The organism is Rhodococcus sp. ENV425, from assembly GCF_002887785.1.
GTDB classification, from domain to species: domain Bacteria; phylum Actinomycetota; class Actinomycetes; order Mycobacteriales; family Mycobacteriaceae; genus Rhodococcus; species Rhodococcus aetherivorans.
Map to the genome: position 1 here is coordinate 27,983 of NZ_PCZU01000175.1, position 9,399 is coordinate 37,381.

The 9,399-nt window shown below is 70.2% G+C and carries 9 protein-coding genes and 1 pseudogene; 4 read left to right on the top strand and 6 right to left on the bottom strand.

Annotated elements, in window-relative coordinates; all coding sequences use genetic code 11:
- The first annotated feature begins 48 nt into the window (after positions 1-48).
- Entirely contained in the window at positions 49-888 is an 840-nt protein-coding gene (locus CQZ88_RS14185; protein WP_006938118.1) for an ABC transporter permease, read from the top strand.
- Here CQZ88_RS14185 and CQZ88_RS14190 read toward each other — a convergent pair whose 3' ends face one another.
- The 4 genes from CQZ88_RS14190 to CQZ88_RS14205 form a co-directional block, all read right to left on the bottom strand.
- Positions 889-2,424, bottom strand: a complete 1,536-nt coding sequence (locus tag CQZ88_RS14190) for an MDR family MFS transporter (protein ID WP_029543427.1) — start codon at positions 2,422-2,424, stop codon at positions 889-891.
- Positions 2,425-2,483: 59 nt separating this feature from the next.
- Entirely contained in the window at positions 2,484-2,942 is a 459-nt protein-coding gene (locus tag CQZ88_RS14195) for a MarR family winged helix-turn-helix transcriptional regulator (RefSeq protein WP_006938121.1), read from the bottom strand.
- Positions 2,943-3,056: 114 nt separating this feature from the next.
- Positions 3,057-4,325, bottom strand: a complete 1,269-nt coding sequence (locus CQZ88_RS14200; protein WP_029543422.1) for a class I SAM-dependent RNA methyltransferase — start codon at positions 4,323-4,325, stop codon at positions 3,057-3,059.
- A complete protein-coding gene (locus tag CQZ88_RS14205; RefSeq protein ID WP_006938123.1) occupies positions 4,322-6,316 on the bottom strand; it encodes an APC family permease in 1,995 nt (664 codons plus the stop codon). Before CQZ88_RS14205 ends, CQZ88_RS14200 begins: the two co-directional genes overlap by 4 nt.
- A 185-nt stretch (positions 6,317-6,501) precedes the next feature.
- Here CQZ88_RS14205 and CQZ88_RS14210 point away from each other — a divergent pair, with 185 nt between their 5' ends.
- A complete protein-coding gene (locus tag CQZ88_RS14210; protein ID WP_006938124.1) occupies positions 6,502-7,167 on the top strand; it encodes a TrkA family potassium uptake protein in 666 nt (221 codons plus the stop codon).
- 61 nt (positions 7,168-7,228) lie between these two features.
- Entirely contained in the window at positions 7,229-7,882 is a 654-nt protein-coding gene (locus tag CQZ88_RS14215) for a TrkA family potassium uptake protein (RefSeq protein WP_006938125.1), read from the top strand.
- A 4-nt stretch (positions 7,883-7,886) separates the two neighbouring features.
- Here CQZ88_RS14215 and CQZ88_RS14220 read toward each other — a convergent pair whose 3' ends face one another.
- Both CQZ88_RS14220 and CQZ88_RS14225 read right to left on the bottom strand, forming a co-directional pair.
- Positions 7,887-8,567 (bottom strand): DUF3159 domain-containing protein, encoded by a 681-nt coding sequence (locus tag CQZ88_RS14220; RefSeq protein WP_006938132.1) that lies wholly within the window; start codon positions 8,565-8,567, stop codon positions 7,887-7,889.
- 69 nt (positions 8,568-8,636) lie between these two features.
- A complete protein-coding gene (locus CQZ88_RS14225; protein WP_006938133.1) occupies positions 8,637-9,014 on the bottom strand; it encodes an OB-fold nucleic acid binding domain-containing protein in 378 nt (125 codons plus the stop codon).
- A 135-nt stretch (positions 9,015-9,149) separates the two neighbouring features.
- Between CQZ88_RS14225 and CQZ88_RS14230 the strand changes: the two are divergent.
- Positions 9,150-9,399: pseudogene (locus tag CQZ88_RS14230) on the top strand (alpha/beta hydrolase); the annotation flags it as partial.

A 9,399-nucleotide genomic window follows, 5' to 3' on the forward strand; every position in this document is an offset into this window, starting at 1 on the left:
CACCGGCCATCCCACGGAAATTCCCGACGAAGACGAGGAGATCGCGTCGTGACCTCGACCGCCGACCGACGGGCGGGCACCCCCGCCGCCGTCGTGGACGTCCTCCATGTCCCCGGGCCGCGTCCGACGCCGGCGTCCGCGTTCGCCGCGTCGCTGTCGTTCGGGTGGCGGGCACTGCTGCGGATCAAGCACGTTCCCGAGCAGTTGTTCGACGTGACCGTCTTCCCGCTGATGTTCACGCTGCTGTTCACGTACCTGTTCGGCGGGGCGCTGGCCGGTTCGACCACCGCGTACGTGCAGTTCCTGATCCCCGGCATCCTGGTGCAGACGGTGTGCACCATCACGATGTACACGGGCATGACGCTCAACCGCGACATCGAGAAGGGCGTGTTCGACCGGTTCCGCTCGATGCCGGTGTGGCGGCCCGCTCCCCTCGTCGGCGCGTTGTTCGGTGATCTCGCCCGCTACACGCTGGCGTCGGTGATCGTGCTGGCCCTCGGGATGATGCTCGGGTTCCGGCCCACGGGCGGCCCGATCGGCACGATCGGGTCGGTGGCGCTCGTGCTGCTGTTCGCGTTCAGTCTCTCGTGGGTCTGGACGATGCTGGCGATGCTGCTGCGCACCGAGCAGGCGGTGATGGGTGTGTCCATGACCATCCTGTTCCCGCTCACCTTCGCGTCGAACGTGTTCGTCGACCCCGCGACGATGCCGAGCTGGCTGCAGGGCTTCGTGACGGTCAATCCCATCAGCCGGCTCGTCACCGCCATCCGGGATCTGACGGCGGGCACGCCGGACGCCGCGCACCTCGCGATCGTGTTCGCGTGGTGCGCGGCGCTGATCGTGCTGTTCGGGCCGGCGACGATGTGGTTGTACAACCGCCGGTCCTGATCAGTGCTCCGCCGGCGCGGGCACCTTCTCCTCGGTGACGATGTCGATGGTCTTGCGCAGCGGGCGGTTCGGGATGAACGCGACCGCCGCGACGGTGACCAGCGCGATGATCGCGGCGACGAGGAACAGCAGGCCGGTGGCGTCGCCGTAGGCGTGGCGGATGATCTCCGCGACCGGTTCGGGCAGGGCCGCGAGGTCGAGGTTGCCTCCGCCGCCGGCCGAGCCGGTGTCGATGCCGAGGGCGGCGAAGCCGTCCGCGGACAGCGTCGTCACGCGTGTGGCGAGGATCGATCCGAGCACGGACACTCCGATCGCGCCGCCGAAGGTACGGAAGAACGCGACCGAGCTGCTCGCGGCTCCGATGTTGCGGACGCTGACGGTGTTCTGCACGGCGAGCACCAGGTTCTGCATGAGCATGCCGGTGCCGAGGCCGACGATCGCGATGTAGACCCCGATCAGCCACATCGGGGTGGCGTGGTCGAGGAACCCGAGCAGCCCGAAACCGATCACCTGCAGTACGGCGCCGAGCACCAGGAACGGCTTCCACCGGCCGAAGCGGGTGATCAGCTGGCCGGAGACCACCGAGGCCACGAGCGAGCCGAGCACCATCGGGATGGTGAGCAGGCCGGCGGCCGTCGGGCTGTAGCCGCGGGCCGTCTGGAAGTACTGGCCGAGGAACGCGGTGGCACCGAACATTCCGACGCCGACGGCGACGGACGCGATGATCGCGAGCGCAGTGGTGCGTTCGGTGACGATCTTCAGCGGGATGATCGGGTCGGCGACCTTGGACTCGACCACGACGGTGGCGGCGAGCAGTCCGACGCCGGCGCCGACGTACGCGAGGGTCTCCCACGACAGCCACTCGTAGTAGCCGGCCTTGCCGGCGAACGACACCCAGATCAGCAGGACGCTGACACCGGCGGTCAGCAGGGTGGCGCCCAGCCAGTCGATGCTCACGTTCTGCTTGCGTTCGGTCACGAGGTGCAGGGTGCGCTGCAGCAACAGCATGGCCGCGACGGCGATCGGGATCGAGATGAAGAAGCACCAGCGCCAGCCGAGCGGGCTGTCGACGATGATGCCGCCGAGGATCGGTCCGCCCGACATCGACACGGCCATCACCGCGCCCATGTAGCCGGAGTACCGGCCGCGTTCGCGGGGCGGGATGATGCTGCCGATGACCGCGACGACGAGCGCGGTGAGACCGCCCATGCCGATGCCCTGGATCACGCGGGCGGCGAGCAGGACGGGCACGTTGGTGGCGAAGCCGGCGAGGATCGAGCCGGCCACGAAGACGACGATCGCCGTCTGCACCAGCAGCTTCTTGTTGAACAGGTCGGCGAGCTTGCCCCAGATCGGCGTCGAGGCGGCGTTGGCGAGCAGCGCGGTGGTGATGATCCACGCGAACTGGGTCTGGGTGCCGTTCAGGTCCGCGATGATCGTGGGGAGCGCAACCGCCACGATGGTGCTGCTGAGCAGCGCCGTGAAGAGGGCGGCGAGCAGGCCGGCGAGAGCCTCGAGGATCTCGCGGTGCGTCATGGTGGTCTCGGCGGCGCCGGGTCCGCTCGCCGAGGAGGGGGGACTGACAGCTGCGGCACTCACAGGCAGTTCCTTCCGGGGGGTTCGTGTACGGAAAGGGTGTGGTTCAGGTGCGCGAGCGCGTCGAGGGCGGATTCGGCTTGCGCCTGGTCCCAGCCGCCGAGCAGCTCGTGCAATCGGGAGGCGCGCCGGTCGCGGATCTCGCGCAGGGCTTTCTGCCCGGTCTCGGACACGCTGACGCGGTGGGCACGCCTGTCGTCCGGGTCACGGTGGCGGTCCACCATCCCCCGTTCGACGAGCTCCCCCAGCTGCCGGCTCAACGCGGACTGACTCATGCACAGCTCCGCGGCGAGTTCGGTGGGGCGGCACTCCCCCATTCGCCACAGGACGAACAGGACGCCGGTCAGCGCGTTGGGCAACGGGTCACCCGTCGAGTTGGCCAGGGTCGTGCGCAGCGTGCGACCGAACAGGAAGATCGCGTCGACGAGCGCGTGCGCGGTGTCGGGCTGGACAGCCACGGAACACCTCCGAATCGAAATTATTTGCTTGCGACACGCAACTATACATTTAGTTGCATGCCGCAAGCAACCGCGGAGGACGCGCGAGACGCCCTGAATCCGTGATCGGCCCGCTCAGCGGGTGAACAACGCCAGGCACTCCACGTGATGCGTCGACGGGAACGCCGCGTAGACGCGCAGCTCGGCCAGCTCGAACCCGTGCTCCCGGTACAGGCCGACATCCCGGCCGAACGACGCCGGATCGCATCCGACGTGCACGACGCGCTCCGGCCCGGCCGCCGCGACGGCCGCCACCACCTCGCGCCCGGCGCCGGCCCGAGGCGGATCGAGCACCACGACCTGCGGGGCGGGGAGATCCGGCAGCAGCCGTTCCACCCGGCCCGCATGGAACCGCACCTGCCCGAGATCCGAGAGCGCTTCCGCGCCGTCCTGCACCGCCCGGCGCGACAGTTCCACCGACTCGACCCGGCCACCGTGGCCGACCTGATCGGCCAGGACGGCCGCGAACACCCCGACACCGCCGTAGAGGTCCCACGCCGTCGCCCCCGGCGACGCCGCGGCCCACTCCCCCACGGTGTCCGAATAGGTCTGCGCCGCGCCGCGGTGTGCCTGCCAGAAGCCGGTCGCGGCCAGGTGCCAGTCCCGGCCGCCGACCCGCTCCACCGCCCGCCCCGAGCCCTCGATCACCTTCTCGGCGCGGGGCGCACCGGCCGCCGCGCGGCGGGCGGACGCTCCCCGCCGGCCCGGACTGCGACGTCCCGTGCGGGAGACCGGCGGCGGTGCGATCTCGACCACGTGCCGCGTCCCGTCCGCATCGAGGACCACCTGGACCTCGGAACCGGGCTGCCACACCCGCTCGGCCAGCCCCTCGTAGGCGCGCGCCTCGATCTGCGGACACGCCAGTTCGGTCTCCAGTTCGTGGCTCCGGTAGCGCCGATACCCCGCTCGCCCGGCGGCGTCGACGGCCAGCCGCACCCGGGTGCGCCAGCGAGTGCCGTTCGCCGCCCCGCCCGGCACCTCCTCGACGACCACCTCGCGGTCGATGCCGCCGAGACGGCGCAACTGCTCCGCGACCACCGCAGCCCCGAATGCCCGCTGGGCCGGCACCGTCGCGTGGGACAGGTCGCAGCACCCCGATCCGCCGGGACCGGCGATGGGACACACCCGCTCCACCCGGTCCGGCGACGCTTCGAGGATGTGGACGGCGTCGGCGCGACAGAACGAGCCGCCACGGTCCTCCGTGACCAGCGCGACGACGCGCTCCCCGGGCAGACCGTGCCGGACGAACACGACCCGCCCCTCGTGCCGGGCGACGCAGAAGCCCCCGTGCGCCGGGTTGCCCAGCGTCACCTCGAGCCGACGGCCGGACCAGTCGATGCTCACCGCTCCTCCTCCTCGAATCCCCGCCGCACCGATCCCGGCGCGGAGTCCAATCGTTCGCCGCGGGCATGGGCCGACGAGCTCAGCTGCCACGGGACGCTGGTGACCATGACACCGGGCTGGAACAGCAGCCGGCTCTTCAGCCGCAGCGCGCTCTGGTTGTGCAGGATCTGCTCCCACCAGTGACCCACCACGTACTCCGGGATGAACACGGTCACCACGTCGCGCGGCGAGTCCCGTCGCACCCGCCGGACGTATTCGAGGACGGGGCGGGTGATCTCCCGGTACGGCGACTCGACGACCTTGAGAGGGACGGTGATGTCGCTGCGTTCCCATTCGCGCACCAGCATCCGCGTGTCGGCCTCGTCGACGTTGACGGTGACCGCCTCGAGCGTGTCCGGCCGGGTGGCCCGCGCGTACGCCAGCGCCCGCAGGGTCGGCATGTGCAGCTTGGACACCAGCACGATCGAATGGGTGCGGCTGGGCAGCACACCGTCCCATTCGGTGTTCTCCAGTTCCTCGGCCACGCTGTCGTAGTGACGGTGGATGGCCTTCATCACACCGAAGATCGCGACCATCGCCACGATCGCGATCCACGCGCCCGCCGCGAACTTCGTCACCAGCACGATCACCAGGACGGATGCGGTCATGATCAGGCCGATCGTGTTGACGATCCGCGACCGTCGCATGCGGGCCCGCTGTTCGGGGTCGGTCTCGGACGCCAGATGCCGCGTCCAGTGCCGGATCATGCCGGTCTGACTGAGGGTGAACGAGACGAACACCCCGACGATGTAGAGCTGGATCAGCTTGGTGACCTCGGCATCGAAGGCCCACACGAAGACGATCGCCACGCCCGACAGGAACAGGATGCCGTTGCTGAACGCCAGCCGGTCGCCCCGGGTGTGCAGCTGCCGGGGCAGGTAGCGGTCCTGCGCCAGCACCGAGGCCAGCACCGGGAAGCCGTTGAACGCCGTGTTGGCGGCCAGCACCAGGATCAACGCGGTCACGATGGTGATCAGCAGGAACCCGAGCGGGAAGTCGTCGAAGACCGCGTGCGCGAGTTGCGCCACGAGCGTCTTCTGCTGGTAGCCCTCCGGGGCACCGCGCAACTGGGTCTCGGGATGTTCGGCGATGACCACCCCCAGCTTGTTCGCGAGCAGAATCATGCCGAGGAGCAGGACGATCGCGATCCCGCCGAGCATGAGCAGGGTCGTGGCGGCGTTGCGGGACTTCGGCTTGCGGAACGCGGGCACCCCGTTGCTGATCGCCTCGACGCCGGTCAGCGCGGCACACCCGGACGAGAACGCACGGGCCAGCAGGAACACGAACGCGATCCCGGCCAGATCTGACTGCTCGGCGACCAACTCGAACCCGGCCGACTCGGCCTTGACGTCGTCCCCGAACACGAAGACGCGCACCAGACCCCACCCGAGCATGACGATCATGCCGATCATGAAGGCGTAGGTCGGGACGGCGAACGCGGTGCCGGCTTCCCGCAGGCCACGCAGGTTGACCGCGGTCAGCACGACGATCGCGGAGATCGCGAACAGCACCTTGTGCTGCGCCACGAACGGCACCGCCGATCCGATGTTCGCCGCGGCCGAGGAGATCGACACCGCGACGGTGAGCACGTAGTCGACCATCAGGGCGCTGCCGACGGTCAATCCCGCGGTCGGACCGAGGTTCACGGTGGCAACCTCGTAGTCGCCGCCGCCGGAGGGGTACGCGTGCACGTTCTGCCGGTAGCTGGCGACGACGACGGCGAGGACGAGCGCCACCGCGACGCCGATCCACGGCGTGAACACGTACGCCGACAGACCCGCGACGGACAGGACGAGGAAGATCTCCTCCGGGGCGTACGCCACCGACGACAACGCGTCGGATGCGAACACCGGCAGGGCGATTCGCTTGGGTAGCAACGTGTGACCGAGCGTGTCGCTGCGGAACGGCCTACCCAACAACAACCGCTTCGTGGCGGTCGAGAGCTTGGACACTCGCAAAGCCTAAGCCGTCCCACCGGCCACCCGCCGGGCACCCGTGGCCGTGTCCGAAATGCACCTCTGCGGGGAGCCCGTTCGGCCGGCACCGCACGCCGGTCCTGCGCGGGCGGTACGGTTCGGTTCTGCGCGTCGCGATCGGGACGCGCGGCGACACGGAAAGAAGCGGAACGGAGCGAACGGTGTACGTGGTGGTCATGGGCTGTGGCCGGGTGGGTTCCTCCCTGGCCGCGGCGCTCGTCCGGCTGGGCAACGAGGTGGCCGTCATCGACCGCGACCCGAGCGCGTTCCTGCGGCTGGGTCCGGACTTTCCCGGGCACACGATCGTGGGCATGGGCTTCGACCGGGACGTGCTGGTGCGGTCCGGCATCGAGCGGGCCGACGCGTTCGCCGCCGTCTCCTCCGGGGACAACTCGAACATCATCTCCGCCCGTGTGGCCCGGGAGACCTTCGGCGTCGAGCGCGTCGTCGCCCGCATCTACGATGCCAAGCGCGCCGCGGTGTACGAGCGACTCGGGATCCCGACCGTCGCGACGGTGCCGTGGACGACCGACAGGTTCCTGCACAACCTCACCCATGAGAGCCAGACCGCCAAGTGGCGGGATCCGACCGGCACCGTCGCCGTCGCGGAGGTGTCGGTGCACGAGGACTGGATCGGCCGCAACGTCACCGAGTTCGAGGCCGCGACCCACTCGAGGGTCGCGTTCATCATCCGATTCGGCACCGGGGTCCTACCCGACCGCAAGACCGTGCTGCAGGCGGACGACCAGGTCTACATCGCGGCTGTCTCGGGCACCGTCGCCGAGGCGATCGCCCTCGCCGAACAGCCCCCCGCGGCCGACGACTGACCGTGCCGCGCCCGCAGGCGCAGCCGCAACACACGACCCGGAATCACCGAGAGGAACGCCGATGAAGGTGGCCATCGCGGGAGCGGGAGCCGTCGGGCGCTCCATCGCGCGCGAACTGATCCGCAACAACCACGAAGTGATGCTGCTCGAACGCAAGCTCGAGCACGTCGAGCCCGAATCCGTGCCCGACGCCAAGTGGGTGCACGCCGACGCGTGCGAGCTGAGCCTGCTCGAGGCCGCACAGCTCGAGCAGTACGACGTGGTGATCGCCGCCACCGGCGACGACAAGGCCAACCTGGTGCTGAGCCTGCTCGCCACCACCGAGTTCGGCGTCGCCCGCGTCGTCGCCCGCGTCAACGATCCGCGCAACGAGTGGCTGTTCGACGAGTCCTGGGGCGTCGACGTCGCCGTGTCCACGCCGCGCATGCTGGCGTCGCTGGTCGAGGAGGCCGTCTCGGTCGGCGACCTGGTGCGGCTGATGACGCTGCGCAAGGGCGCGAACCTGGTCGAGATCACGCTGCCGGACACCACCGTGCTGGCCGGCAAGCCGGTGCGCAAGCTGCAACTGCCCCGGGACGCGGCCCTGGTGACGATCCTGCGCGGCGGCCGGGTCATCGTCCCGCAGCCCGACGATCCGCTCGAAGGCGGCGACGAGCTGCTGTTCGTCGCCGCGGCCGAGGTGGAGCAGGAACTGCGGGCGGCCATCGGCCTCTAGCAGGTCACCGCGCGTCCTGGTCGGGGCCGGCTTCGGCGGCCCGGCCCGGGCCGGTCTCGACGGGCTCGTCGACAGCCTCGGGCGCCGGCTCGACCAGCCGATCGGCGCGGCGGACCGCCCACAAGGTCACGAGCAACGCCACCGCGGTCAGCGGCCATCCCATACCGATCCGGGCCACGGCGAGCCAGCCGGTCCGGTCGGCGTCGTACAGCTCGTGTTGCACGAAGTAGCGGGCCGCGAACACCAGCGCCCACGCCGCGGTCGCGATGTCGTAGGCGCGCACAGCGACGCGATGCCGCCGCCAGGACGATCCCTGCCCGTTGAGCATGCCCCAGATGACGCCGACCAGGGGCCGCCGCACCAGAATGGACAGGACGAAACCGGCGGCATAGAGCAGGCTGGTGTAGATGCCGAAGAGGAAGTAGCCCTTGGCGTCGCCGGTGCGGTAGGCGATGAACGCACACACGCCCACACCGAGGAGCCCCGAGACCGCGGGCTGGACGGGGGTGCGCTGGACGAGCCGCCACACGAGGATGACGGTGGCCACGGCGAGGGCCGCCCAGATCGCGGCGGTCAGGCCCCAGATGCTGTTGACCGGAACGAACACCAGCACGGGCACGGTCGAGTAGACCAACCCGCTGAGTCCACCGAGTTGTTCCAGGACCGTCTGCTGCTTGTCGCTCACTCCTACGAGGGTGCCACAGCCCCACGCGGGCGCGGGGCGGCGCCGGGCGCTGGGGCACCGGCGCTCGGGTCAGGCCCGCTCGCGCAGTTCGTAATACGGGTTGTAGATGACCTTCGAGCCGTCACGCTCGCCGACGCGCCCGCGCACCAGCAGGGTCTTGCCCGGCTCGATGCCCGGAATGCGGCGACGTCCGATCCATACGAGCTTGACGGCCTCGGTGCCGTCGAACAGTTCCGCCTCGACGGCGGCGCTGGCGGCCTTCGGGCACGCCTCGACACTGCGGAGACGACCGAACATGGTCACCTCTTCGCCGCGCGCACAGTCGCAGGCGCGGCGGGCACCCGTCGCCTGGGCGGTTTCGGCGATCTCCTCGGCGTCGAGTTGCTCGAGATCTTCCGTGAGCCGACGGGTGAGTCGGCGGAAGTAACCGGCTGCGGCGGGTGCCATAGCGTGCTCCTGAGAAGGGCGCGGCACGGATCGCGGGCCGCGCATGGGGCTTTCCTGAGGGCCACTGTAGACCTATACGCACAGGGCAACCACTCGGGTTCCCACCTGCTCGGACGGGTCCGGCAGGATCGGACCATGCGCTCCGCGAACACGTCCCCCGAACACGCCGGGGCCAGCACTTTCGTCGCCGTCGTCCTGCCCGGGACGGGCTCCGACGCCCGCTTCGTGGAGCGGGCGTTCGGCGGTCCGCTCGCCGCTGCCGGAATACGCACCGTCGCGGTCGACCCGGACCCGGCCCGCGTGGTCGGCAGCTACGTCGATGCACTCGAGCGCGCCGCCGCCGCCGGTCCCGTGCTGGTGGGCGGGGTGTCGCTCGGGGCGGCCG

Coding starts and splice junctions, on each gene's coding strand:
- CQZ88_RS14190 (WP_029543427.1), bottom strand. CDS start 2,424: ATGACGCACCGCGAGATCCTCGAGGCTCTCGCCGGCCTGCTCGCCGCC.
- CQZ88_RS14225 (WP_006938133.1), bottom strand. CDS start 9,014: ATGGCACCCGCCGCAGCCGGTTACTTCCGCCGACTCACCCGTCGGCTC.
- CQZ88_RS14215 (WP_006938125.1), top strand. CDS start 7,229: ATGAAGGTGGCCATCGCGGGAGCGGGAGCCGTCGGGCGCTCCATCGCG.